At 55.7% G+C, this 23,817-nt stretch carries 21 protein-coding genes and 1 other RNA gene; 9 read left to right on the forward strand and 13 right to left on the reverse strand.

Annotated elements, in window-relative coordinates; all coding sequences use genetic code 11:
* The 5 genes from L384_RS18240 to L384_RS18220 all read left to right on the forward strand — a co-directional run bounded on the left by L384_RS18240 (position 1) and on the right by L384_RS18220 (position 2,869).
* Positions 1-399 carry a phage holin family protein gene (locus tag L384_RS18240; protein WP_003862647.1) on the forward strand — a complete coding sequence of 133 codons (399 nt, stop codon included), beginning with the start codon at positions 1-3 and terminating at the stop codon, positions 397-399.
* Positions 396-692 carry a YqjK-like family protein gene (locus tag L384_RS18235; RefSeq protein ID WP_003862649.1) on the forward strand — a complete coding sequence of 99 codons (297 nt, stop codon included), beginning with the start codon at positions 396-398 and terminating at the stop codon, positions 690-692. The genes L384_RS18240 and L384_RS18235 overlap by 4 nt, the downstream gene beginning before the upstream one ends.
* Positions 693-945: 253 nt before the next feature.
* Positions 946-1,338: a DoxX family protein gene (locus L384_RS18230; protein ID WP_003862651.1), complete on the forward strand. Its 393-nt coding sequence runs from the start codon at positions 946-948 to the stop codon at positions 1,336-1,338.
* Positions 1,339-1,410: 72 nt separating this feature from the next.
* Positions 1,411-2,397 carry a glutathione S-transferase family protein gene (locus L384_RS18225; RefSeq protein WP_003862653.1) on the forward strand — a complete coding sequence of 329 codons (987 nt, stop codon included), beginning with the start codon at positions 1,411-1,413 and terminating at the stop codon, positions 2,395-2,397.
* A 106-nt stretch (positions 2,398-2,503) separates the two neighbouring features.
* Complete coding sequence (locus tag L384_RS18220; protein ID WP_000384149.1) at positions 2,504-2,869, forward strand: DUF805 domain-containing protein; 366 nt, start codon at positions 2,504-2,506, stop codon at positions 2,867-2,869.
* 38 nt (positions 2,870-2,907) lie between these two features.
* Here the strand turns inward: L384_RS18220 and yhaJ are convergent, their stop codons facing one another.
* Entirely contained in the window at positions 2,908-3,810 is a 903-nt protein-coding gene (gene yhaJ, locus L384_RS18215; protein WP_003862655.1) for a DNA-binding transcriptional regulator YhaJ, read from the reverse strand.
* A 104-nt stretch (positions 3,811-3,914) separates the two neighbouring features.
* Between yhaJ and L384_RS18210 the strand changes: the two genes are divergently transcribed.
* On the forward strand, positions 3,915-4,616 hold the full coding sequence (locus L384_RS18210; RefSeq protein ID WP_003862658.1) for a pirin family protein: 702 nt from the start codon (positions 3,915-3,917) through the stop codon (positions 4,614-4,616).
* A 79-nt stretch (positions 4,617-4,695) separates the two neighbouring features.
* On the opposite strand, the gene L384_RS18205 is transcribed toward L384_RS18210, so the two are convergent.
* From L384_RS18205 to garL, 11 genes are all read right to left on the reverse strand, one after another.
* Positions 4,696-6,000, reverse strand: coding sequence for an L-cysteine desulfidase family protein (locus L384_RS18205; protein WP_022651889.1), 1,305 nt, complete (start codon positions 5,998-6,000; stop codon positions 4,696-4,698).
* Between the two features lie 20 nt (positions 6,001-6,020).
* Positions 6,021-7,352 carry an SLC5/6 family protein gene (locus L384_RS18200; protein WP_022649483.1) on the reverse strand — a complete coding sequence of 444 codons (1,332 nt, stop codon included), beginning with the start codon at positions 7,350-7,352 and terminating at the stop codon, positions 6,021-6,023.
* Between the two features lie 274 nt (positions 7,353-7,626).
* Entirely contained in the window at positions 7,627-9,921 is a 2,295-nt protein-coding gene (pflB, locus tag L384_RS18195) for a formate C-acetyltransferase (RefSeq protein WP_023323773.1), read from the reverse strand.
* 15 nt (positions 9,922-9,936) lie between these two features.
* The gene (tdcD, locus tag L384_RS18190; RefSeq protein WP_023323774.1) at positions 9,937-11,145 is read right to left on the reverse strand and encodes a propionate kinase; all 1,209 of its coding nucleotides are present in this window, start codon (positions 11,143-11,145) and stop codon (positions 9,937-9,939) included.
* 30 nt (positions 11,146-11,175) lie between these two features.
* The gene (tdcC, locus tag L384_RS18185) at positions 11,176-12,507 is read right to left on the reverse strand and encodes a threonine/serine transporter TdcC (RefSeq protein WP_003862666.1); all 1,332 of its coding nucleotides are present in this window, start codon (positions 12,505-12,507) and stop codon (positions 11,176-11,178) included.
* A 10-nt stretch (positions 12,508-12,517) separates the two neighbouring features.
* Entirely contained in the window at positions 12,518-13,507 is a 990-nt protein-coding gene (gene tdcB / locus L384_RS18180; protein WP_022651901.1) for a bifunctional threonine ammonia-lyase/L-serine ammonia-lyase TdcB, read from the reverse strand.
* A 96-nt stretch (positions 13,508-13,603) separates the two neighbouring features.
* On the reverse strand, positions 13,604-14,524 hold the full coding sequence (tdcA, locus tag L384_RS18175; RefSeq protein ID WP_003862670.1) for a transcriptional regulator TdcA: 921 nt from the start codon (positions 14,522-14,524) through the stop codon (positions 13,604-13,606).
* A gap of 672 nt (positions 14,525-15,196) precedes the next feature.
* Positions 15,197-15,573, reverse strand: an RNA gene (gene rnpB, locus L384_RS21545) — RNase P RNA component class A.
* 32 nt (positions 15,574-15,605) lie between these two features.
* Positions 15,606-16,751: a glycerate 2-kinase gene (gene garK, locus L384_RS18170; protein ID WP_003862672.1), complete on the reverse strand. Its 1,146-nt coding sequence runs from the start codon at positions 16,749-16,751 to the stop codon at positions 15,606-15,608.
* A gap of 56 nt (positions 16,752-16,807) precedes the next feature.
* The gene (gene garR / locus L384_RS18165; RefSeq protein WP_022651903.1) at positions 16,808-17,698 is read right to left on the reverse strand and encodes a 2-hydroxy-3-oxopropionate reductase; all 891 of its coding nucleotides are present in this window, start codon (positions 17,696-17,698) and stop codon (positions 16,808-16,810) included.
* 21 nt (positions 17,699-17,719) lie between these two features.
* A complete protein-coding gene (garL, locus tag L384_RS18160) occupies positions 17,720-18,490 on the reverse strand; it encodes a 2-dehydro-3-deoxyglucarate aldolase (RefSeq protein ID WP_023323775.1) in 771 nt (256 codons plus the stop codon).
* A 367-nt stretch (positions 18,491-18,857) separates the two neighbouring features.
* Here garL and garD point away from each other — a divergent pair, with 367 nt between their 5' ends.
* The gene (garD, locus tag L384_RS18155) at positions 18,858-20,429 is read left to right on the forward strand and encodes a galactarate dehydratase (protein WP_003862678.1); all 1,572 of its coding nucleotides are present in this window, start codon (positions 18,858-18,860) and stop codon (positions 20,427-20,429) included.
* A gap of 541 nt (positions 20,430-20,970) precedes the next feature.
* On the opposite strand, the gene L384_RS18150 is transcribed toward garD, so the two are convergent.
* Positions 20,971-21,774, reverse strand: coding sequence for a DeoR family transcriptional regulator (locus tag L384_RS18150; RefSeq protein ID WP_003861724.1), 804 nt, complete (start codon positions 21,772-21,774; stop codon positions 20,971-20,973).
* A 239-nt stretch (positions 21,775-22,013) separates the two neighbouring features.
* Between L384_RS18150 and kbaZ the strand changes: the two genes are divergently transcribed.
* The gene (gene kbaZ, locus L384_RS18145; protein ID WP_032627957.1) at positions 22,014-23,321 is read left to right on the forward strand and encodes a tagatose-bisphosphate aldolase subunit KbaZ; all 1,308 of its coding nucleotides are present in this window, start codon (positions 22,014-22,016) and stop codon (positions 23,319-23,321) included.
* A 19-nt stretch (positions 23,322-23,340) separates the two neighbouring features.
* The gene (gene agaV / locus L384_RS18140) at positions 23,341-23,814 is read left to right on the forward strand and encodes a PTS N-acetylgalactosamine transporter subunit IIB (RefSeq protein ID WP_003861728.1); all 474 of its coding nucleotides are present in this window, start codon (positions 23,341-23,343) and stop codon (positions 23,812-23,814) included.
* Positions 23,815-23,817 lie beyond the last annotated feature (3 nt).

Here is a 23,817-nt window from a genome sequence, read left to right on the forward strand (position 1 = left end):
ATGGAAGATCCACGTCACGCACAAGGGCCTGCTAAAAACGTCCTCGGCATTGGCCAGCGTATTCTTACGACGCTGGTCGGGATTGCCGAAACGCGCGTCCGGCTTGCGGTAGTGGAGCTGGAAGAGGAGAAAGCCAACCTCTTCCAGATGCTGCTCATGCTTGGGCTTACGATGCTCTTTGCCGCGTTTGGTCTGATGAGCCTGATGGTGTTAATCATCTGGGCTATCGATCCACAGTATCGTCTGAACGCGATGATTGCGACTACCGTGGTTCTGCTGGTGGCGGCGCTGATAGGCGGTATCTGGACCCTGCATAAAGCGCGCACGTCGACCTTCCTGCGTCATACGCGCCAGGAGCTGGCCAACGACCGCGCCCTGCTGGAGGATGATAAGTCGTGAGCGACAAAGCCGAACGTCAAAAGCGGAAAGCGTATCTGTTGAGCCAAATCCAGCAGCAGCGACTGGATCTGTCTGCCAGCCGTCGCGACTGGGTTGAAGCCACGCATCGGTTTGACCGCGGCTGGAACACGGTCCTGAGCCTGCGTTCATGGGCGCTGGTCGGCAGCAGCGTGATGGCGATCTGGTCGGTTCGGCATCCTAACATGCTGATCCGCTGGGCACGTCGCGGCTTTGGCGCCTGGAGCGCCTGGCGTCTGGTGAAAACCACGCTGCGACAGCAGCAGTTGCGGTGAAAAAAGCAAAACGGTAACCAGGGTTACCGTTTTTTGTTTTTGCCCCCTCTCCCTGTGGGAGAGGGATGGGGTGAGGGCACCAGCCCGCACGCTCCCTTACTCAATATCTTTGAAGAAGATTAACAGTTTTCCTTGCTAACAATTGCCATCCGCCCCGTTTACACTCCTCTCCATCGACAGCAAAGACGCGGTATCTACCCGAATTTGCAAGCAAATAACGTTTAGCCGCTGATGTGGTTTCCTGGAGAGTAAAATGAAAAAATTAGAAGATGTTGGTGTACTGGTAGCGCGTATTCTGATGCCAATTCTGTTCATCACCGCAGGCTGGGGCAAAATTACCGGCTATGCGGGCACTCAGCAGTATATGGAAGCGATGGGCGTGCCGGGGTTCCTGCTGCCACTGACCATTCTGCTTGAGTTCGGCGGCGGCCTGGCAGTGCTGTTCGGTTTCCTGACACGCACCACGGCGCTGTTCACCGCAGGCTTTACCCTGCTGACCGCGTTCATCTTCCACAGCAACTTTGCGGAAGGCGTGAACTCCCTGATGTTCATGAAAAACCTGACCATCGCGGGTGGCTTCCTGCTGCTGGCTATCACGGGCCCGGGCGCCTACAGCATCGACCGTCTTCTGAATAAGAAGTGGTAAGCACGCTATACTGATTACATTCAAAGCGAGGAGACATCTCCTCGCTTTTGCTATCTGACGGAGGAGAAAAAAATGGGACAACTCGTAGACGGCGTCTGGCAGGATGTCTGGTATGACACCAAATCCACCGGTGGACGCTTTAAGCGCTCTGTTTCGGCCTTCCGTAACTGGCTGACCGCCGACGGCGCACCCGGCCCGAGCGGCGAAGGGGGCTTTGCGGCGGAGAAAGATCGTTATCATCTGTACGTTTCTCTCGCCTGTCCGTGGGCGCACCGCACGCTGATTGTGCGCAAGCTTAAAGGCCTCGAATCGTTAATTCCGGTTTCGGTGGTCAACCCGCTGATGCTGGAAAACGGCTGGACGTTCGACAGTGACTTCCCTGCCGCGACGGGTGATGAGCTTTATCATCACGATTTCCTGTATCAGCTCTATCTGCGCGCCGATCCGCACTACACCGGACGCGTAACGGTGCCGGTGCTGTGGGACAAGAAAAACCAGACGATCGTCAGCAATGAATCCGCTGAAATCATTCGCATGTTCAATACCGCGTTTGACGCGCACGGCGCCCGCGCCGGGGATTACTACCCGGTTGAGCTGCGCGAGAAAATTGACGAGCTGAACGGCTGGATCTACGACAACGTCAACAACGGCGTCTATAAAGCGGGCTTTGCCACCAGTCAGGAAGCGTACGACGAAGCGGTCGGCAACGTGTTTGGATCCCTGGAGCGCCTGGAGCAGATCCTCGGCCAGCATCGTTATTTAACGGGCGATCGCCTCACTGAAGCAGACATCCGCCTGTGGACGACGCTGATCCGCTTCGATCCGGTGTATGTCACCCACTTCAAGTGCGACAAGCATCGCATCAGCGATTATCTGAACCTGCACGGTTTCCTGCGCGACATCTATCAGATGCCGGGGATTGCGGAGACGGTCAATTTTGACCATATTCGCACCCATTATTTCCGCAGTCATAAGACCATCAACCCAACGGGCATTATCTCCATTGGCCCGTGGCAGGACCTGGATGAACCGCACGGGCGCGACGTGCGTTTCGGATAATTATTTAGGGAATCAATTGATTCCCTTTTTTAATTCACAGCATACATCTATCCTTACCTCGATCGCTTAGAAAACAAGTGATTGACTGATTAAGAGGCAAGGAAAAATGGACTGGTATTTAAAGGTACTGCGCAACTATTTTGGTTTTGGTGGCCGTGCCCGCCGTAAAGAGTACTGGATGTTCGTTCTGGTGAACTTCGTCCTGATTATGGTGCTGGGCATTGTGGACAAGATCCTCGGCTGGGAACGCGAGGGGGGTGAAGGCATTCTCACCACCATTTATGGTGTGTTAGTTCTGCTGCCTTCATGGGCCGTACTGTTTCGTCGTCTCCACGACACCGATCGTTCGGCGTGGTGGCTGCTGTTGCTGTTGATCCCGCTTATCGGCTGGATCGTGATTTTGATTTTCAACTGTCAGAGCGGAACGCCGGGCGAAAACCGCTTTGGTCCGGATCCTAAGGCAAGCGCGTAAATTCTGCCCGGTGGCGCTTACGCTTACCGGGCCTAAGCTTATTTGTTGTGGTGGGCAAAGAGCTTGGGAATTTCACGCAAACACCACGATTTGGCTTCGCCCATGCTATCGCGACGCCACGCCATAATAATATCCACTTCGCTGGTGTATTCCGGGCTGACGACGCGCAGCCGCCCTTCTGCAATGTCCTTTTCGACAAACGGGTAAGGCATAGTCGCCACGCCCAGCCCCGCCAGGAGCGCCTGTCGCTTATCTTCCAGCGACGTTACCGTCAGTCGCGGCTGTTTATCCAGCAACTGTACCGTTAACACCGGGCGCTCTCGGGCGGTATCCGCGACCGCCACGCCGCGGTATTTCACGCGCGTGACCTCAGAGAGCGGCTCCGGCTCCTGATGGATAGGGTGATCCGGCGCGGCGACGTAGACGTTCATCACGCTGTAGAGCTTGCGCGAATTGATTTCTGACGATGAGCGGAAATGCATGTCTGGCGCAATCACGATATCCGCCCTGCCCGTCTCAAGACGCTCCCACGCCCCGGCCAGCACCTCGGTGATGATCGACAGCTGGGTATTGGCTTTCGCGGCCAGTCTGTCCACCAGCGGAAACAGCGCTTCGGTGGGCACCAGCGCTTCGGTCACTAACGTCAGATGGGTTTCCCAGCCGCGGGCCAGCGCTTCGGCATCGGTCGTCAGCTTATCCGCCGCTTCCAGCAATACGCGGCCGCGCTCCAGCAGCATCCGCCCAACGTTGGTGAATTTCGTTCGATGACCGGAGCGATCGAAGAGCACAACATCCAGCTCCTCTTCCAGCTTTTGCATGGTGTAGCTCAGCGCAGACGGAACGCGCCCCAGTTCATCTGCCGCCGCGGCAAAACTGCCGCGCCTGTCAATCGCGTCCATGACGCGAAGCGCCTCAAGCGTCAATGCTCTCTCTTTAGCCATCTCGTTCTCATTCAGGAAATTTGAACATACCAGGCAGAATATCTGGCTAACAATGCAGCGTCCATACCTTTACCATTGATTTAGTGTAAAGAGAGGTCAAGTTTATGATTACGACAAGAACAGCGAAACAGTGCGGACAAGCCGATTTCGGTTGGTTGCAGGCCCGCTACACCTTTTCCTTTGGACACTACTTTGACCCTAAACTCCTCGGTTACGCTTCACTGCGTGTATTGAATCAGGAAGTGCTCGCCCCGGGCGCGTCCTTCCAGCCGCGCACGTACCCGAAAGTCGATATCCTGAACCTGATCCTGGAAGGCGAGGCAGAATACCGCGATAGCGAGGGCAATCATGTCCAGGCGAAGGCTGGCGAGGCGCTGTTAATTTCTACTCAGCCAGGTATTAGCTACAGTGAGCATAACCTCAGCAAAGACAAAACGTTGACCCGCATGCAGCTGTGGCTGGATGCCTGTCCGGAGCGGGAAAATCCGCTGGTGCAAAAGATCGATCTGAAGGGCGATCAACAGCAGCTGATTGCCTCGCCGGACGGCAGCAAAGGCAGCTTGCAGTTACGCCAGCAGGTGTGGCTGCACCATATCGAACTGAAAAAAGGTGAACAGGCGAGCTTCCAGCTTCATGGCCCGCGAGCCTATTTGCAGTCCATTCACGGAACGGTGCATGCGGTCACGCATACGGAAGAGAAAGAAGCGCTCACCTGCGGTGACGGGGCGTTTATTCGTGACGAAGCTAATATCACTCTGGTTGCCGATACGCCGCTGCGCGCGCTGTTGATTGATTTGCCGGTTTAAGATCAACACGCCCCTCGCTCGATCGGTTCCCTCTCCCTATGGGAGAGGGTTAGGGTGAGGGGTAACGGGTTGGATTAGATCACAACACCTTACTCGCCATAATCTCAATGATCTGCCGGTCCGTCGCCTGCATTGAGCGGCACGCCAGGGCGCACAGGTTAGAGATCGACTGTTCCACGTCGTGCGCCACAATCCCCTCGTTACCCGTCACGGCAGTATCATCCAGCGCCATCATCACGGCTTTCCAGGCGCTGGTGACGCTGGTCGAGACCTTCATTGCACAGCTGTTAGAAGCCCCATCGCAGATCATCCCGCTCACGTCGCCGATCATACTGCCGATCGCCATGGCAATGGTCTGGTAAGATCCGCCCATCAGCCACGCCATCCCCGCCGCTGCCCCCATTCCGGCGGTTGTCGCCGCGCACAACGCGGACAAGCGCGGAAGCTGGTAATGGATATAGATAGCCGACAAATGCGAGAGCATCAGCGCCCGCGCCAGCCGTTCGTCATCAGCCTGAACGTGCTCAGCCACCACCACTACCGGCATGGTGGCGGTGATGCCCTGATTACCGGAACCCGAGTTGCTCATCGCTGGCAGCGTCGCGCCTCCCATGCGGGCATCCGAGGCTGCGCTGGTGCGGATAATAATGTCTGAACCCAGATCCTGCGCCATCCAGCCGCGTGCGCGCTGTTTATTGAGCGTCGCGCCAATATGCAGCCCCCAGTTGCCACGCAAACCTTCGCGGGAGAGCGCATCGTTCAGCCGCCCCGCATCGAGGATAAAGCGGATCGCGTCGAACGGCACCTGCTCCACAAACTCAAGGATCTGTGACAGCGTGGTGGTCGAGAGTACCGCCAGCGGATCGTCGTTGTTCTGGCTCTGACGATCGTCAAGCCTGAAGCACGTTTCGCCCTGACAAACTACCTCCACCACGCGAGTGTGCCCGCCAGCGATGGTCACCATCGCCGAGGATTCACCGGCGTAAACGCAGGCGCGTGAATAAAGGATCTCATCGCACGGCTCCTGCAATTTTACCTGCACCAGACCCGCGTTCAGCAATGCTTTGGCGCGCGTTAGCGCCTCGGCCGACGCGTCTTTCAACACCTCCAGCCCGGCGTGTGCATTACCGCCTGTCGCCCCCAGCGCGGCCGCGATGGGTAAACCGACCATACCGGTGCCGGGCACCGTTACGCCAAGCCCGTTTTTCATCAGGTTCGGCGATACCCACGCCTCGATACGCGTTACCTCACCGGAAAGCTGTCCGGCAGCCATCGCACACGCCAGCGCCAGCGAGACGGGTTCGGTACAGCCCAGCGCAGGCTTTACCTCTTCCTGCACGGCGCGAATAAAATGGTTCCATAAAGGATTAATTTGCTCAGACATCGTTACGACCTTATTTAACCTCATGAGAAGGCGAGGAAAGGAGAAACACAAAGCAGCAGCCCGGTAATTACGATAATTACCAGCGATACGCCTTTATATTTATGAAGTGCGGGCACTTTGTAGACCAGCCACGCCGGAATTAAGCAGCCCACCATCCCGAAAATAGGGCTACAGATGGAGGTGAAGCTCAGCACCGGCGCGTTTAATACAATCGCGCTCCAGGCCAGCAGGATGGCGAACAGCATAATTCCGCGCTGGACGGCATTTTCATTGATTTTTTCCGCCGGCATTTTGCGGCGCAGGATGTTCATCACGATGCCCTGCGTCGCCTCACGAAAGCCGAGATAGACGCCAAAGAACGCGGTCATCACGGCGAAAATGTTGAGGATCACGCTGACGATTTTGACCCAGCCCGCACCGTCACCGCTGATGAACTGTGCTGCGATTGCCAGGGCGGAAATATTCTGCTCGTAGGCTTTTACCGCCTCGTCGTGCCCCATCGCCAGCGTGAAGGAGACCGCGTAGAAAAAGACCGTCACAAACAGCACGCCAAAGGCGATATTCATTGCCCGCAGCGCTTTATGACGCGCCACCTCTACGGATTTTTCCCGTGAACGATAGGAAATCACCATCGGGCTTAAAGTCTGAATAAACAGAATGGAGGTTAAGGTGAAAGGCAGCGTAATAATGGCGTTTTTAATCAGCAGCCCCATCGGCGGCAGCATACCGACGTTGGCTAAATGCCAGAGGCCAATCATCGAAAGACCCAGCGCCGCCACTACAAATAATTTGGTCAGCACCATCAGGCTGGAGACTTTAAACAGCAGTTTTTCTCCGCGCGACGAGATGGCGACCAGAATGCAGATCAGGAATAAGCCGTAGAACGGATTTTCCGACAGCAAACCGTCGGTTACGCCGAAGGTGTGCAAATAGGAGGCGCTGTCGTTGGTGATAGCCGTGGAATAGACAAACATCCAGATCACCAGCATCACGAAATAAAGCGCACCCAATAAGATGCCCCAGTTTTTACCTAAATAACCGCTAATGACGCTCGGGTAATCTTTGCATTCCGGTGATTCCGCCAGCGTATTAATAAACAGGCGCTGGAACAGGTACATAGCCGGATAACCAATTATCGACGAGAGTAAAAACACCCACAGCCCCATTAACCCGACCTGCACCGGAAGAAAAACGATGCCCGCGCCGATAGCCATCCCGATACTCATGATGACCCAGCCCGTATCGGTGCTGTCAAATTTGATCGCCTCTCGCCATTCGCTTTCGCTCATTCCCGCCCGCCTTGCCGCAGGGGAATCACTCACAATCACACTGCTGTTTGTTGCCATATTCATTGGGCACTCGCTTATTTTGTAGGGTAACTGGTTGTTTTTATAAGATTCCGATCGCCAGCGATTGCGAGTCAGAAGGTGCAGGTGTGAGTTATTGATATGGGGAGATCATATCCGGAGAGCGGGAGAAAAAAGTCACAAGTTTTATAGGGATTTCATAAGGCGCGAGGAAAATATTACTTCTGAACAGCAGAAAAGAGAGTAAGTTTTCTAAAATCGACCGAGTTCACAAAATTAAAAGCCTCCTCATTAGAGGAGGCTGAAGATGGAGCATGCATTACATCGCCTGCGTAAACGTCCTCGAAATCACATCCTGCTGCTGCTCGCGCGTCAGAGCATTAAACCGCACCGCATAGCCTGAAACGCGGATCGTCAGGTTCGGATAGTTCTCCGGATGGGCGATGGCATCCAGCAGCATCTCCCTGTTCATCACGTTGACGTTCAGGTGCTGACCGCCCTCAATGGTCGCTTCGTGGTGGAAGTATCCGTCCAGCAGCCCGACAAGGTTGGTTTTGCGCACCGGCTCGTCCTTGCCCAGTGCCTGCGGCACGATGGAGAAGGTGTAGGAAATCCCGTCTTTGGCATAGGTGAACGGCAGCTTGGCGACCGAGGTTAACGACGCCACCGCCCCTTTTCTGTCGCGCCCGTGCATCGGGTTGGCGCCAGGCGCAAACGGCGTGCCGCCGCGACGTCCGTCCGGCGTGTTGCCGGTCTTCTGGCCGTAAACCACATTGGAGGTGATGGTCAGGATCGACTGCGTCGGTACCGCGTTGCGGTACGTCGGCAGCGCCTGGATTTTCTTCATAAAGCGCTCAACCAGATCGCAGGCGATACTGTCCACGCGATCGTCGTTGTTGCCGTACTGCGGATAGTCGCCTTCGATGATGAAATCGACCGCCAGACCAGTGTGGTCGCGTACCGGTTTTACCGTGGCGTATTTGATGGCCGACAGGGAATCCGCCGCCACCGACAGCCCGGCAATGCCGCAGGCCATGGTGCGGTAGACGTCCCGGTCGTGCAGCGCCATCAGCGAGGCTTCGTAGCTGTATTTATCATGCATATAGTGAATGAGATTCAGCGCGCTGATGTACTGTACCGCCAGCCAGTCCATGAAGTGATCGAGGCTCGCCATTACGGTGTCGTAATCCAGTACCTCATCCAGCAGCGGCTCGGTTTTCGGACCGACCTGGATCTTCAGCTTCTCATCCACCCCGCCGTTGATTGCGTACAGCAGCGTTTTCGCAAGGTTGGCGCGTGCGCCGAAGAACTGCATCTGCTTGCCGATCACCATCGGGCTGACGCAGCAGGCAATGGCGTAGTCGTCGCTGTTGAAGTCGGTGCGCATCAGATCGTCGTTCTCGTATTGCAGCGAGGAGGTGACGATCGACACCTGTGCGGCGTATTTCTTGAACGCGATCGGCAGTTTTTCGGACCAGAGGATCGTCAGGTTTGGCTCCGGCGCAGGCCCCATGGTGTGCAGGGTATGCAGGTAGCGGAAGCTGTTTTTAGTCACCAGCGTGCGCCCGTCCAGCCCCATGCCGCCAATCACTTCCGTGGCCCAGATCGGATCGCCGGAGAAGAGCGTGTCGAACTCCGGCGTGCGCAGGAAGCGCACCATGCGGATCTTCATGATGAAGTGGTCGATCAGCTCCTGGGCCTGCACCTCATTCAGCCGCCCAGCCTGCATGTCGCGTTCGATGTAGATATCGAGGAACGAGGCCGTGCGCCCCAGCGACATGGCTCCGCCGTTCTGGGATTTCACCGCCGCCAGGTAGGCAAAATAGAGCCACTGCACCGCTTCCTGGGCGTTCATCGCCGGACGTGATATATCAAACCCATAGTTCGCCGCCATCTGCTGGATCTGCAGCAGCGCGCGCTTGTGCTCCGCCAGCTCTTCGCGCAGGCGGATCGTCGCCTCCAGATCTTCGCCGCGCTCCAGTTTCCCCTGGAGATCGGCGAACTGAAGTTCACGCTCGCGCACCAGATAGCTGATGCCGTACAGCGCCACGCGGCGGTAGTCGCCGATGATGCGTCCGCGCCCGTAGCCGTCCGGCAGACCGGTCAGCACCCCCGATTTGCGGCAGCGCATCATCTCCGGGGAGTAAACGTCAAACACGCCCTGGTTGTGGGTTTTGCGCAGGTCGGTAAAGAGATATTCAAACTGCGGATCCATCTCGCGACCGTAGGCTTCGAACGAGCTGCGGATCATGTTGATCCCGCCGTACGGATGCAGGGCGCGCTTGAGCGGCTTGTCGGTTTGCAGGCCGACGATCGTCTCCAGCTCCTGATCAATATAGCCCGGCCCGTGCGCGGTAATGGTAGTGGCGATGTTGGTGTCGAAATCCACCGGAGCGTGGGTGGCATTCTCCTGACGAATGCCGACCATCACCTTCTGCCACAGCGCCGTCGTTGCTGGCGTCGCCTGCGCGAGGAAAGCTTCATCGCCCTCATAAGGGGTGTAGTTATGCTGAATAAAATCGCGGACGTTGACGGCGTTTTTCCATTCTTCACCGCGAAACCCGGCCCATGCGTCGCTGTAGGGCACGACGCCCGTATCGATTGTTACTTTCATCAGATTCTCGCTTTATCAGGCGTAAGCCGCAGCCGGAGTAACCTTCCCAAGACGGAGGGCGTCCAGCGCGATCATTTTTTCTTCATTGGTAGGGATCACCGCGCAGGCCGCGCGGGACGACTCGGTGGAGATCACGCACTCGCCCGCGCTGCCCGGCAGGGCATTTTTGGACTCGTCGAGGATGATGCCAAACACCTTCAGATGCTCCGCCACCAGCGCGCGGATAAGCACGGAGTTCTCACCGATCCCGCCGGTAAACACCACGCCATCCAGACGGTGCAGGGACGCGGCATGACCGGCGATATGCCGCGCAATCCGGTGGACAAAGGTTTTTATTGCCAGCCGCGCCCGCTCGTTGCCGTCATGCCAGGCTTTCTCCAGCGCGCGCAAATCGGAGGAGATACCGGAGATCCCCAGCAGCCCGGACTCTTTGTTGACCACGCGCTCCAGATCCTCGAACGACTGGCCGGTCTGCCGGGCAATCCACGCCATCGCGCCAAAATCCACGTCTCCGCAGCGCGTGCCCATCACCAGTCCTTCAAGCGGCGTCATCCCCATGGACGTGTCCACGCTTACGCCGTTACGCACCGCGCAGATGGACGCCCCGTTGCCGAGATGGGCGATCACCAGGCCGCTGTCATCGGGAGAGAGCCCGAAAAGCGCGTGCGCCTGCGCCGACACATAGCGGTGAGAGGTGCCATGGAAACCGTAGCGGCGCACGCCCAGCTCTTCAAAATAGCGGTACGGCAAGCCGTACAGATACGCCTGCGGCGGCATGGTCTGGTGGAAGCTGGTATCAAATACCGCCACCTGCTGCACGCCGGGGAACAGGCGCTCGGCGGCTTCCACGCCGCTCAGGTTGGCGTAGTTATGCAGCGGCGCCAGCGGGGAGACCTGGCGGATCTGCGCCATCACCTCTTCCGTGATCAGGGTCGACTCGCTGAAGAGGTCACCGCCGTGGGCAATGCGATGGCCAATCAAAGCCACGCTGCCCATCAGGTTGCGTTTCTCCAGCTCCAGGGCGATGGCGGCCAGCGCCCCTTCGTAGTCCTGGTGAGCCAGTCTGACCGGCTCACCCCCATTCACGGAAATAAAGGCTTTTTCTGTGTTGATGCCGTCCGCAATGCCCGTCATCAGGGCATCGCAGCTTGCGGCGTCCAGCACCGAGAACTTAACAGAGGACGATCCGCAGTTAATGACCAGTACTACCGGAAACTCAATCATGGTATGGCTCCGCTCTTCCTGAGCTTTGGTTTAAAACAGTTTGTACACGATGTTCAGAATGGTCAGCAGTCCGACCACGGTTACGAAGATGTTCTCGGTCCGGCCTTTGTATTTCGCCAGCGCCGGTGCCTTGCGGATGGCGTACATCGGCAGCAGGCACAGCAGAGAGGCGATAATTGGCGCGCCCATGGCTTCAATGAGGTCCAGAATGTTCGGGTTGGCGTAGGCCACAATCCAGGTGGAGCCCATGATGAAGACCATGCTGATGGTGTTCAGCTTGCCGACGGAGACGTTCTTCTTGTCGCCCTTGTAGCCGAACTTGATGATCAGGCCGTTCAGCCCCTCCAGCGTGCCCAGATAGTGGCCGAAGAAGGATTTAAAGATAGCGACCAGCGCGATGATGGACGCGCCGTACTCCAGCACGGTGGCGAACGTGGATTTACTGCCTGACATCGACGCAAAGTGGTTCGCCAGGTAAGAGAGCACCGGAATGTTCTGCGCTTTGGCGTCCGCCATGTTCTGCGGAGAGAGCGTAAACAGGCAGCTAAAGGCGAAGAACATCACCACCGCCACCATCAGCAGGCTGGCGCGACCAATGATTTTGGAACATTTCTGCTCGGTAAACTCTTTCCCGAACTCTGGTTCGTACTCTTCGCGTTTGGAGACCACAAACGAGGAGACGATAGGCGAGAAGTTGAAGGAGAAGACCATGATGGAGATCCCCAGCCACACCGTGACCAGAATGCCGTCATGACCGGTGAAGGCGATATCGCTCAGGTTAACCTGGTCGATCACCGCCGAGTTCCAGTACGGGATCAGCGAGAGAGAAATCAACACCAGGCTGGCGATGAACGGGAACACAAGGTAGCTCATCACTTTCACCATCAGGTCTTTACCGAACCAGATAACAAAGGCCATCAGCAGCAGCAGGAACAGCGCCACCACGCCGCGGTTCAGGGCAGGCATCTGGAGCTGATTTTCCCAGAAGGTCATAAAGGTGTTGGTAATGGTGACGCCGTAAATCCACAGCAGCGGGCAAATGGCAAAGAAGTAGAGGAAGGTGATCACCACCCCGCCGGTCTTACCAAAATGCTCCTCCACCGTTTCGGTGATGTTGCCGGAGACGTTACTGCCGGACAAACACAGACGCGCCAGCGCGCGGTGGCAGTAAAAGGCAATCGGGAACGCGAGTACCAGCATCAGCAGGATGGGGATCAAGCCGCCAAAGCCTGCACGGATAGGGAAGAACAGCACGCCTGCGCCAATGGCGGTACCAAACAGGCCGAGCGTCCAGGTGGTATCAGATTTACGCCAGGAGGACGTTTTTGTCTGGCCAACGATAATGCTTTCTGTGTTGCTCATAAGTCATCCTTTATGCGTCAACGAAGCCGGTAATTTGGGAAACACGGGAGAGATCAATATTGCCGCCGGAAATAATGCAGACGGTTTTACGGCCCTGGATATAGTGGTCCAGCTTGCCGCTTAATAACGCCGCGCACGCCAGTGCGCCAGCACCTTCCGTGACCACTTTATTTCGCTGGATAAGCGCGATCATGCTGTTGCGAATCTCGTCTTCGCTGACCAGCACAATGTCATCGACTAATTCACGAACGATTTCGAAGGTTAAATTACCCGGGCGAGACACGTCGCAACCGTCTGCTAATGTGCCGGTAATGCGGTGGTTCGTTATTTCACCGGCCTGATACGATGCCGCCATTCCGTGCACGTTTTCAGACTGCACGCCGATAATATTGATAGTTGGGTTGATGGATTTAATTGCTGTCGCAATACCGGCAATTAAACCGCCGCCGCCGATGGGGACAATCACGTTATCCACGTCATATAAATCTTCGAGGATCTCCAGGCCGATGGTGCCCTGACCGGCGATCACTTTCGGATCGTCGTAAGGCGGGATAAAAATGCGCCCTTCCATCTCGACGATTTCGCTCACTTTGGCGATGGTGTCGTTAAAGTTCTCGCCGTGTAGCACCACTTCGGCAGAGTAGTCGCGCGTGGCGGCAACCTTGGATTTCGGCGCGCCCATCGGCATCACTACTTTGCCGTCGATGCCGAGCATGGCGCAAGAGAGAGAGACCCCCTGCGCGTGGTTCCCTGCGGAACAGGCCACCACGCCCTTGCGTTTTTCCGCATCGGTCAGCGAGCTTAATTTATTAAACGCCCCACGTATTTTAAACGAACCGGTACGCTGCATATTTTCAAATTTCAGGAATATCTCACCCTTACACCGTTCGCTCAGATAATTTGAGCGCGGCATACCGGTTTTATAGATCTTTCCCGCCAGTCTTTTTCTGGCGTCCTGAATATCTTCAATGGTCACCGGGAGATCGTAAGTAATGTGCATAATATCCTCGTTATAATAATTCATTGTTTTCAGGCAAAGTCAGGGTAACAGAGCGTTAAAAAGCGTCGCTCCGGGTGTTTTAAATCATCATTATTTCTATCGTCGTTTTTCGGTATTCATCGACGAATATTGTTTTGCCAGTTCAACTAATACTGACGCCGATTTTTTAATACTGTAATTTTTTGACCACACGGCGGCATAACGCGCCACGGGTAATTCATCTTCCACCGGCAGGACAATGAACTGGTCCGAGCCGAATGGCGCAATCATGTCACGGGGGATCACCGTCAGGTAATCGGCATTGAGGACAAGGTTATAGATGGTGACGACGGAATCGGTCTGGACGATGTTTTCAATGCTGATGTGGTTGTCTTGCAGGGTGGTCAGAAGTTCGTTGTAGTAGCCCATATCGGTTTGCGGCATCACCCACTGCTCGTGCGTAAGCGATGCCAGTCTGGTCGGGCCGGTGCACGTTCGTGATTTACTCGCCACCAGCACAAACTCGGATTCAAACAGTGGCTCAACGTGAAGATCCTGAAGCTGCATCCCGTCGCTCAGCGTACCGATGGCGAAATCCAGCCGGCCATCGCGAATGGCGGGCAGGAATGAAGAGAGCTGCGCTTCATACATTGAGACGCGTGCCTTCGGGAACACTTCCTTGAATTTTTTGATCATCCCGGACAGGAAGGTGAAGCCAATCAGCGACGGATAGCCGAAGGAGACGTCCATGACGGTACTGAAACTGAGGCTGTTGATCTCGCTTACCATGTTTTTCATTTCGCGGGTGATCGACTCAGCGTAGGACAGCAGCACCTGACCGGCAGCAGTGAGTTTTACGCCGGTGTTTTTACGCACCATCACTTCCACCCCAAAGTAAGATTCGATGTCGCTGATGATTTTGCTGACGGCAGGTTGCGTCAGCCCCAGTTGTCTTGCAGCAGAACCTATGGAGCCACTTTTGATGACTTCCTGAAATACCACGAGGTGCTGAGTTTTCGGTAGAATAATAGTATTCATAATATTCTGCGCTTATTTCCCTATGACGCAGCGGATTCTACCCAATATTGTTTTAGGGGGTATGTGCTGTTACTCACAATTTGCCAGGAAGCTCTGTTTTCAGTCGCACCAGAAAACTATTTATATCTTTATAAATCAAAGATTTATCACAATAAAAATACGCATTTACGCTGACATCGATCAATAAAAAACGCGGTAATAAATTTATTTTATGGCAATAACCAGCGTGAATTTTTTTGCCTTAAAAATATTAATAAAGGCTATCTTTCAGGCAATTAAAGGTTAATAAAACACCATTATTCCTTTAAAACATTTTTGTGGTTTATCAACTTTACAAGGAGTATTTATTCACTTTCCGGTTAAAGAGTGGGATATATCACACATTCACCAGAAGAATGTTTTTAGATTCAATATTAAATTATCAAATGAATAACATTCGGCATCACTGACTAAACATTTACAACATCTGCTAAACACTAAATTTTTCTAATTTTATAGCGTTAAATTTTGTGATTACGATCATGCGCAGCAGATGAGAGGAACACGCAGCCGAACAAATAGTGAAACGTGCTTAGCGTCGCAAAATTGAGAATTGATGTCGTTTGGCGCTTCGCTTACCCGACCTGCAACCTTCAGAAAGCAAAAACCCCGCCGAAGCGGGGTTTGGTAAGAAGTTGAAGCTGACCGATAAGCCGGGTTCTGTCGTGGACAGTCATTCATCTAGGCCAGCAATCGCTCACTGGCTCAAGCAGCCTACCCGGGTTCAGTACGGGCCGTACCATGTGAACCCCTATTTGGCCTTGCTCCGGGTGGAGTTTACCGTGCCACGGACTGTTACCAGCCGCGCGGTGCGCTCTTACCGCACCCTTTCACCCTTACCTGATCCCGCTTGCGCGGGCCATCGGCGGTTTGCTCTCTGTTGCACTGGTCGTGGGTTTCCCCCCCAGGCGTTACCTGGCACCCTGCCCTGTGGAGCCCGGACTTTCCTCCCCTCCGCCCGTCTCCCCCGAAAGGGACGACGACGAAGCGGCGACTGTCTGGTCAGCTTCGGCGCGCAGTATAGAGGGTTTGCGCGTCGCTGTCACCCCTGGCTACGCATGCCTACCTGCAATGTGGCCGCGATATTCCGCGAGGCGCGGTAAATGTTGTCATACGCGCCCTGGAACGCCTCTTCCAGTGAGCCGATGCGGGTCAGTACGCTGAACACCGCATCGATGCCGTACTGATGCACCACACCCACATCCTGCGTCAGACTTCCGGCAATCCCTATCACTGGCTTATGGTATTTTTTGGCGACGCTCGCCACGCCGACGGGCACTTTGCCATTTATGCTCTGGCTGTCGATGCGCCCTTCCCCCGTCAGCACCCACGTGCAGTCGTGAATATGTTCTTCAAGATTGAGCGCCTGAGTGACAATCTCAATGCCGCTTTTCAGCTCTGCGCCCAGGAAGGCCATCAGCGCCGCGCCCATGCCGCCCGCCGCTCCTGCCCCTGGAACCCGGTTGACGTCAATGCGCAGCGTTTTTTTGATCACTTCGGCATAGTGGCTAAGACTGGCGTCGAGTTCGAGGATCATCTCCTCCGTGGCGCCTTTTTGCGGTCCAAAGATACGCGACGCGCCGCTTTCACCGACCAGCGGATTCGTCACGTCACAGGCGACACGGATTGCGCACCCCTGAAGACGCGGATCGAGATCCGAAATATCAATCCGGTTAAGCGCCATCAGGCTGCCGCCGCCGTAGCCGATCTCCGTCCCGTTCGCATCCGTAAACTTCGCGCCCAGCGCCTGCATCATGCCTGCGCCCCCATCGTTGGTTGCGCTCCCGCCGATACCGATAATGATGTTGCGCGCGCCTTTATCCAGCGCGCGGAGGATCAGCTCCCCCGTCCCGCGCGACGTCGTGACCAGCGGGTTACGCTGCGCGGGAGGAACAAGCACCAGGCCGCTGGCGGCGGCCATCTCGATAAACGCGGTGGTACCGTCGCCCGAGATCCCCCAGCTGGCCTTCACCTTTTCCCCTAACGGGCCGGTGACGACAGCCTGCTGCCAGGTGCCCTGCGTAGCGGCGATCATCGCTTCAACCGTACCTTCTCCGCCGTCAGCAACGGGAACAGACACGTAATGAGCGTCGGGGAAAATTTCCCGAAATCCTTTTTCTATCGCCTGCGCCACCTCAGTGGCAGACAGGCTTTCTTTATAAGAGTCTGGCGCGATTACGATTTTCATAGTTGTATGCCTGAGCCGTAGGCCCGGTAAGCGTAACGCCACCGGGCGGGACGTCATTAGCGAGCAATTTCAACCTTCGCCAGCTTTTCGTAATAGCACGCTAACGCGCTGTGATCGGCGGTGCCCAGACCATCCGCACGCAGCGCCTGCATCATCTCCATGACGGCGGCAGTCAGCGGCAGCTGCGCCCCCACGCCGTGGGAGGTATCCAGCGCATTCGCCAGATCCTTAATGTGCAGATCGATGCGGAAGCCCGGCCTGAAGTTACGATCCATCACCATCGGCGCCTTGGCATCCAGCACGGTGCTGCCCGCCAGACCACCGCGAATGGCCTGATAGACCAGCTCCGGATTAACGCCCGCTTTGGTGGCCAGCGTTAGCGCCTCCGACATAGCCGCGATGTTCAACGCCACAATCACCTGGTTTGCCAGCTTGGTGACGTTGCCTGCGCCAATTTCACCGGTGTGCACCACGGAGCCGGCCATGGCTTTCATCAGGTCGTAATATTTGTCAAACACGGCTTTATCGCCCCCCACCATCACCGACAGGGTGCCGTCGATGGCTTTCGGTTCGCCGCCGCTGACCGGCGCATCCAGCATCTCCACGCCCTTCGCTTTCAGCGCCTCGCTGATTTCGCGGCTTGCCAGCGGTGCGATAGAACTCATGTCGATCACCACCAGACCCGGCTTCGCGCCATCGATAATGCCGTTCTCACCCAGCGCCACCTCTTTCACGTGCGGTGAGTTTGGCAGCATGGTGATAATCACGTCGCACTGCTCAGCAATTGCTTTTGCGGTTGTCGCCGTTTCTGCGCCAGCCGCAATCACCTCTGCCACTGCGTCTGAATTACGATCTAAAACCACCAGTGAGTAACCTGCTTTGATGAGGTTTTTGCTCATTGGTTTGCCCATGATACCCAGGCCAATAAAACCCACTTTCAGCGTCATAATCTGTTTCCTCAATGATGGTTATTTTTTAAAAGCGTCCGCTAATTTCTGCGTGGCGGCGCGGAATACGCCGAGGTCGCTGCCGACAGCAACAAACGTTGCGCCCCATTCCAGGTAACGGCGGGCATCGGCTTCCACTGGCGCCAGAATGCCGCACGGTTTACCGTGCGCTTTGGCACGGGCAAAAATGTACTGAATTGCGCGCTGCACGTCCGGATGGCTGGCGTTACCCAGATGACCAAAGGCGGCCGCCAGATCGCTCGGGCCGACGAAAATGCCGTCTACCCCCTCCGTCGCGGCAATAGCGTCGACGTTATCGACCCCCTGCTGGCTCTCGATCTGAACCAGAATGGTGATGTTCTTGTTGGACTGGGCGAAATAGTCCGGCACGGTGCCAAACATGTTGGCGCGGTGCGAGACGGACACGCCGCGGATCCCTTCCGGTGGATAGCGGGTCGCCGCCACGGCCAGCACCGCTTCTTCTTCCGTTTCAACAAACGGGATCAGGAAGTTGTAGAAGCCGATATCCAGCAGACGCTTGATGATCACCGGCTCGTTGGTGGGCACACGCACCACCGGCGCGCTGTGGCTGCCTTTCAGCGCCATCAGCTGCGGAATAAACGTGTTGATATCGTTTGGCGCATGTTCGCCGTCCAGCACCAGCCAGTCGAACCCGGCCAGGCCCAGCACTTCGGTGCTGATGGGGTTGGCCAGCGCAGACCAGCAGCCAATCTGAATCTGGTGCGCCGCGAGAGCCGCTTTAAATTTATTCGGGAAGATGTCGTTACTCATTACTTATACCTTTTTTAATTCCGCAGTTTTAGCCAGTAACTTTTCTTATTTATTCCGACTCAGCGTCAGCGTTATATTTATTTTCCTGACTGAATTTTGGCGTTATAAAATCGTCATTCAGTATAATCGTCACCACCCGGCAGTACATTGTCTCAATGCTCAATTATCCAGCGGGAATAACACGCTATTTTGAGCATTTGCCCAATGCAGTGGGCGCTGATGCACAGAATCAACGATTAGTGTTTCGGGAGCGATCGCGATCACATTCTCACTTTTCCTCTCCTGACATTCTTTATTTCCTCAATAAGAAACGATTAACCATCTGGCTATATTTAGTATCAGATATTTTGCTGGAGAAGAGTGAACAATGGCCGATATTGAAATTCGACAGGCGTCGCCGACGGCGTTCTATATAAAAGTGCACGATACTGATAACGTGGCGATTATTGTCAACGACAATGGCTTAAAAGCTGGCACCCGCTTTCCGGATGGCCTGGAGCTGATTGAGCACATTCCGCAGGGGCATAAAGTCGCACTGGTCGATATCCCGGCTCACGGTGAAATCGTGCGCTACGGCGAAGTCATCGGCTATGCGGTGCGCGCTATCCCGCAGGGTAGCTGGATTGAGGAGTCGCTGGTTGAGCTGCCCACCGCCCCGCCGCTGGAGACGTTGCCGCTGGCTACCCGCGTCCCTGAGCCGTTGCCTCCGCTAGAGGGTTATACCTTCGAAGGTTACCGCAACGCGGATGGCAGCGTGGGAACCAAAAACCTGCTTGGCATCACCACCAGCGTGCATTGCGTGGCGGGCGTAGTGGATTACGTTGTGAAAATTATTGAGCGCGATCTGTTGCCGAAATACCCCAACGTTGACGGCGTGGTGGGTCTTAACCACCTGTACGGCTGCGGCGTGGCGATCAACGCGCCGGCAGCGGTCGTGCCGATCCGTACGATTCACAATATCGCCCTTAACCCAAACTTTGGCGGTGAGGTCATGGTGATTGGTCTCGGCTGTGAAAAATTGCAGCCAGAACGCCTGTTGCAGGGTACTGAGGATGTGAAAGCCATTCCGGTTGACGATGCCAGTGTTGTGCGTCTTCAGGATGAACACCATGTCGGCTTCAGATCGATGGTCGACGACATTTTACAGGTGGCAGAGCGCCATCTGGAGAAGTTGAACAAACGCCAGCGTGAAACCTGCCCGGCCTCTGAACTGGTCGTTGGGACACAGTGTGGCGGCAGCGATGCGTTTTCCGGCGTCACCGCTAACCCGGCGGTAGGTTATGCCTCCGATCTGTTCGTGCGCTGCGGCGCCACGGTGATGTTCTCCGAAGTCACCGAAGTACGTGATGCTATCCACCTGCTCACGCCGCGCGCCGTCAACGAAGAGGTGGGCAAACGCCTGCTGGAGGAAATGGCCTGGTACGATAACTATCTCGACATGGGCAAAACTGACCGCAGCGCCAACCCGTCTCCGGGTAACAAGAAAGGCGGCCTCGCGAACGTGGTGGAAAAGGCCCTCGGGTCGATTGCCAAATCCGGCCAGAGCGCGATTGTGGAAGTGCTCTCCCCTGGCCAGCGACCAACCAAACGCGGCCTGATTTACGCGGCAACGCCTGCCAGTGATTTCGTTTGCGGCACCCAGCAGGTGGCTTCCGGCATTACGGTACAGGTCTTTACCACCGGGCGCGGCACGCCGTACGGCCTGATGGCGGTACCGGTGATCAAAATGGCGACCCGCACCGAGCTGGCAAACCGCTGGTATGACTTAATGGATATCAACGCGGGCACCATCGCCACCGGGGAAGAGAGTATTGAAGAGGTGGGCTGGAAGCTGTTCCACTTCATTCTGGATGTGGCAAGCGGGCGGAAGAAAACCTTCTCCGATCAATGGGGATTGCATAACTCGCTGGCGGTGTTTAACCCGGCGCCGGTGACGTGATTGTCCCTCACCCTGCCCTCTCCCCACCGGGGAGAGGGTAAAAAACCGCACCGAGCAGTCCCCTCTCCCCTATGGGGCTGAGGGTTCCCCACAAAATAATGCCTGCACAGACGGCCCCCTCTCCCTTGAGGGAGAGGGCTGGGGTGAGGGGAAACATACGGCTCTGGTGGTCATTCCGTTCACTTTATGTTCCTTGCTACTCTGTCACGACATGACCGGTGAACGTGCCAGGGTGGCTCAGTCGCCACCACCCTGGCGACCCGGGCTTCCGGCGGAAAATCGCCGCTTCGCGGTGCCTTCGGCTTATTCCTTCCGGCTTATCGGGGACGGGCGGAGGTAACATCCCTGTAAAGCCCGCCCTCTCGGCGCATCCCTGCGCCTCGCCCCGGCCTACAGGAAACGCCTCAGCGATTTACAGCCGGACCGGGGCATCGCTGAAAGCCCTCAGTTATTCTGAGGCAACGTTATAGTTTTTGCTTTCAAATTACTGGGGAACCCTCTCCCCTATGGGGAGAGGGTTAGGGTGAGGGGAAAAGCCTCTTTAGACCAGCACCACATCGATCCCGCTTTTGCGTAACCCTTCCAGGCTTTCCGCCGGAATGCCTTCATCAACAATAATCATGTCGATTCGCTGAGTATCAATGATTTTATGCAGGCTTGAACGGTTAAACTTGCTGGAGTCAGTGACAACGATAATACGCTCCGCCACCTCGCACATTTTGCGGTTCAGACGGGCTTCATCCTCGTTGTGCGTACTCACCCCCCGGTCGAGATCGATGGCATCGACGCCCAGGAACAGCAGGTCAAAATGGTAATTCTGTAAGGACTGCTCCGCCTGGTCGCCGTAGAAGGACTGTGACTGACGGCGCAAATGCCCGCCGGTCATCAGCAGCTCTACGCCTTCCGCTTCCAGTAGCGCGTTTGCCACGTTCATCCCGTTGGTCATGGCAATGACATCGGTGTGCTGGCGCAGCATGCGGGCAATTTCAAAGGTTGTGGTGCCGGAGTCCAGAATAATGCGGTGACCCGGCTTCACCAGTTCAACCGCCGCCTGCGCGATGCTGCGCTTCACTGCCGTATTAAGGGAACTTTTGTCCTCAACGGACGGCTCCACGCCGGGGGCATTGCCTTCGCAAATCAGCGCGCCGCCGTAAGCGCGAACGGCAATCCCCTGCTTTTCCAGAAAGGCCAGATCGTTACGGATCGTCACCGTCGACACGCCGAATAAAAGAGAAAGATCGTTAACCTGCACGCTTCCCTGCGCCCGCAACCGCTGAATGATCTGCTCTCGCCTTTCACTGGTGCCGGTGATGCGCTTCTCTGCGGATGAATCGGTGCTGCTCATACGAGCTCCTTAGTAAATAAACTTTCGTTTCATTTCGTTTTTCTTATTAACGCCTTTCTTTTGAGGGAATGCAAGCCCTGTATGGTAGGTGGACGCAAGCTTAATCGCCGCTGAAACCTTTCATTATGTTTCTTTTGTGAAACAGATCGGAAAACTATTATCTTTCGTTTTATTTTTACATCACCATAATGCAGTATCAAATGAAACAAAACGAAAGATGAATGCCAACACCATCCGAAATGGAGAGGAAAGTGAAACATCTGACAGAAATGGTGGAACAACATAAACGGGGGAATACAAACGGGATTTATGCCGTCTGTTCCGCACATCCACTGGTACTTGAAGCTGCAATACGTTACGTCCATTCACAACAGACGCCTCTGCTGATTGAAGCCACCTCAAACCAGGTGGATCAGTTTGGCGGCTATACCGGTATGACGCCCGCCGATTTTTATGGGTTTGTCTGCAAGCTGGCGGGATCCCTCGGTTTCCCCACCTCACAGCTGATCCTTGGCGGCGATCATTTAGGTCCAAACCGCTGGCAAAACCTGCCAGCTTTGCAGGCGATGGCGAACGCCGACGATCTGATCAGAAGCTACGTGGCGGCCGGATTTAAAAAAATTCACCTCGATTGCAGCATGTCCTGCGAAGACGACCCGGTTCCTTTAACCGATGCAATCGTTGCCGGGCGTGCCGCTCGGCTGGCTAAAATTGCCGAAACCACCTGTCTCGAGCAATTTGGCGTAGCCGATCTGGTCTACGTTATCGGCACGGAAGTTCCGGTTCCCGGTGGGGCACACGAGACGCTGACCGAGCTTGAGGTCACCACGCCAGAGGCGGCACGCGCCACGCTTGAGGCACACCGCCACGCATTCGAGAAGGAAGGGTTAAGCGACATCTGGCCGCGCATTATTGGCCTGGTCGTTCAGCCTGGCGTTGAATTCGACCATGCGCACGTTTGTGACTATCAACCGCATAAAGCCGTCGCGCTGAGCAAGATGGTTGAAGCCTACGACACGCTGGTATTTGAAGCACACTCTACCGATTACCAGACGCCGCAGGCGCTGCGCCAGTTGGTGAAAGATCACTTCGCCATTCTGAAAGTCGGCCCTGCGCTAACCTTCGCGCTGCGCGAAGCGCTGTTCTCACTGGCAGCAATTGAAGAAGAGCTGCTGCCGGCAAAAGCCTGCTCAGGGCTGCGTCACGTCCTGGAAAACGTGATGCTCGATCGCCCGGAATACTGGCAAAGCCACTATCACGGCGACGGCAATGCCCGTCGCCTGGCCCGCGGTTACAGCTATTCCGACCGCGTGCGCTATTACTGGCCAGACAGCCAGATTGACGACGCCTTTGAGCGGCTGGTACGCAACCTGGCGGATGAACCGATCCCGCTGCCGCTGATCAGCCAGTATCTGCCGTTGCAGTACAGCAAAGTTCGCGATGGTGCTCTCAGCTCCACACCACGGGAACTCATCCTCGACCACATTCAGGACATACTCCATCAGTACCATGCCGCCTGCGAAGGCGTAACGACTCAACACGCATAATTAAAAAGAGGAAAACGCTATGCCAAACATTGTCTTATGCCGCATTGATGAACGCCTGATCCACGGTCAGGTGGGCGTACAGTGGGTGGGGTTTGCGGGGGCGAACCTGGTGCTGGTGGCAAATGACGAGGTTGCAGACGATCCGGTTCAGCAAAACCTGATGGAGATGGTGCTTGCGGAAGGCATCGCCGTGCGTTTCTGGTCTCTGCAAAAAGTGATCGACAACATTCATCGCGCCGCCGACCGGCAGAAAATTCTGCTGGTCTGTAAAACACCGGCTGATTTTTTAACGCTGGTCGAGGGCGGCGTGCCCATCACCCGTATTAACGTCGGAAATATGCATTACGCCAGTGGCAAACAGCAAATTGCCAAAACGGTATCTGTAGACGCGAACGATATCGCCGCGTTTAACGGCCTGAAGGCGGCCGGAGTGGAATGCTTCGTTCAGGGCGTTCCAACAGAGACTGCTTTGGATCTCTTTAAACTGCTCTGAGGG

This window comes from Enterobacter sp. MGH 38, assembly GCF_000492855.1.
Lineage (GTDB): Bacteria > Pseudomonadota > Gammaproteobacteria > Enterobacterales > Enterobacteriaceae > Enterobacter > Enterobacter hormaechei_C.

What these genes read in the sequence shown, in the direction of transcription:
- L384_RS18240 (WP_003862647.1), top strand. Translation starts at nt 1, where the DNA reads ATGGAAGATCCACGTCACGCACAAGGGCCTGCTAAAAACGTCCTCGGC.
- L384_RS18230 (WP_003862651.1), top strand. Translation starts at nt 946, where the DNA reads ATGAAAAAATTAGAAGATGTTGGTGTACTGGTAGCGCGTATTCTGATG.
- tdcB (WP_022651901.1), bottom strand. Translation starts at nt 13,507, where the DNA reads ATGCACATTACTTACGATCTCCCGGTGACCATTGAAGATATTCAGGAC.
- L384_RS18200 (WP_022649483.1), bottom strand. Translation starts at nt 7,352, where the DNA reads ATGAATATGGCAACAAACAGCAGTGTGATTGTGAGTGATTCCCCTGCG.
- L384_RS18220 (WP_000384149.1), top strand. Translation starts at nt 2,504, where the DNA reads ATGGACTGGTATTTAAAGGTACTGCGCAACTATTTTGGTTTTGGTGGC.
- kbaZ (WP_032627957.1), top strand. Translation starts at nt 22,014, where the DNA reads ATGGAGAGGAAAGTGAAACATCTGACAGAAATGGTGGAACAACATAAA.
- garL (WP_023323775.1), bottom strand. Translation starts at nt 18,490, where the DNA reads ATGAGTAACGACATCTTCCCGAATAAATTTAAAGCGGCTCTCGCGGCG.
- tdcA (WP_003862670.1), bottom strand. Translation starts at nt 14,524, where the DNA reads ATGAATACTATTATTCTACCGAAAACTCAGCACCTCGTGGTATTTCAG.
- tdcD (WP_023323774.1), bottom strand. Translation starts at nt 11,145, where the DNA reads ATGATTGAGTTTCCGGTAGTACTGGTCATTAACTGCGGATCGTCCTCT.
- garK (WP_003862672.1), bottom strand. Translation starts at nt 16,751, where the DNA reads ATGAAAATCGTAATCGCGCCAGACTCTTATAAAGAAAGCCTGTCTGCC.
- L384_RS18210 (WP_003862658.1), top strand. Translation starts at nt 3,915, where the DNA reads ATGATTACGACAAGAACAGCGAAACAGTGCGGACAAGCCGATTTCGGT.
- yhaJ (WP_003862655.1), bottom strand. Translation starts at nt 3,810, where the DNA reads ATGGCTAAAGAGAGAGCATTGACGCTTGAGGCGCTTCGCGTCATGGAC.
- pflB (WP_023323773.1), bottom strand. Translation starts at nt 9,921, where the DNA reads ATGAAAGTAACAATCGATACGGGCGTCGTGCCCTACAGCGACGCATGG.
- L384_RS18150 (WP_003861724.1), bottom strand. Translation starts at nt 21,774, where the DNA reads ATGAGCAGCACCGATTCATCCGCAGAGAAGCGCATCACCGGCACCAGT.
- garR (WP_022651903.1), bottom strand. Translation starts at nt 17,698, where the DNA reads ATGACGCTGAAAGTGGGTTTTATTGGCCTGGGTATCATGGGCAAACCA.
- L384_RS18225 (WP_003862653.1), top strand. Translation starts at nt 1,411, where the DNA reads ATGGGACAACTCGTAGACGGCGTCTGGCAGGATGTCTGGTATGACACC.
- garD (WP_003862678.1), top strand. Translation starts at nt 18,858, where the DNA reads ATGGCCGATATTGAAATTCGACAGGCGTCGCCGACGGCGTTCTATATA.
- agaV (WP_003861728.1), top strand. Translation starts at nt 23,341, where the DNA reads ATGCCAAACATTGTCTTATGCCGCATTGATGAACGCCTGATCCACGGT.
- L384_RS18205 (WP_022651889.1), bottom strand. Translation starts at nt 6,000, where the DNA reads ATGTCTGAGCAAATTAATCCTTTATGGAACCATTTTATTCGCGCCGTG.
- tdcC (WP_003862666.1), bottom strand. Translation starts at nt 12,507, where the DNA reads ATGAGCAACACAGAAAGCATTATCGTTGGCCAGACAAAAACGTCCTCC.